The sequence below is a fragment of the Bartonella sp. OT172YNZD genome (genome assembly GCF_042193725.1).
GTDB classification, from domain to species: domain Bacteria; phylum Pseudomonadota; class Alphaproteobacteria; order Rhizobiales; family Rhizobiaceae; genus Bartonella; species Bartonella grahamii_A.
Genome location: NZ_JBHILZ010000074.1, coordinates 1 through 857, shown reverse-complemented (window position 1 = coordinate 857; position 857 = coordinate 1). Strand labels below are relative to the sequence as shown.

1 protein-coding gene is annotated in these 857 nt (G+C 45.9%); it reads left to right on the top strand.

The window, feature by feature from the left end; translation table 11 throughout:
- The coding region (locus ACFIJS_RS09055; protein WP_375651291.1) for a ParB/RepB/Spo0J family partition protein at positions 1 to 857 on the top strand (857 nt) is incomplete at both ends.

The following is an 857-nucleotide window of genomic DNA, read 5'->3' as shown; positions in this document are numbered from 1 at the left end:
GAGGGATTGATGAATCCGATTACGGTGCGCCATACCCCCAATGCTAAGGAAGGCAATTATACGCTTATTGCTGGTGCACACCGGCTGAGGGCTGCGGAGCTTTTAGGCTATAGCGAAATTGATGCCGTTGTGGTGCAGGCGGATAAGGACAATGCTGCGCTTTTAGAAGTGGCTGAAAACCTGTTTCGCAATGAATTGTCTGTTATTGATCGTGCGCTTTTTGTCCAGACTTACCGCGAATTGTGGGAAAAGAAGTATGGGGAAATTAAGGTTGGTGGGGATGGTAGTAATCAACATACAGCCAAAAAAGAGCAATTGGGGCAAGTTGCCCCAATTGCTCAAAGGGACAGTAATATAACTTCAGATCACGATGAAACTGGGTGTGAAGGGGATGAAAAATCAAAGGATCAAGTTGATCCTTTGATCGGTGATGAGAAATTGGGACAAGTTGATCCTATTTCTAAAATGAGCAATAGTGCAAACATTGCACAATTGCATGATGAAGAGCAATTGGGTAAACATTACCCTTTTGCTGAACATGTGGCAGATCGTATTGGTTTATCGAAACGTGCAGTGCATTATTTAACGAAAATTGCTCAGCATTTACAGCCGGAGTTGCGGTCTGTTTTGCGGGGGACAGCATTGGCGGATAATCAAGCGCAATTGTTAAAATTAGCCAAGATGGAGCCGGTTTCGCAACGGCGGGTTGCGGTTGCTTTGCAACAGGTTGAGGGGGATTTGAGGCGGGCTGTTGATTTGGTCAATGGGGTTAATACGCCACCGCAAATTAATGAACAGGAACGGATTTTTGCTCAGTTATTGGGTGTTTGGCAGAGGGCCGATGCGCAGACAAAGGC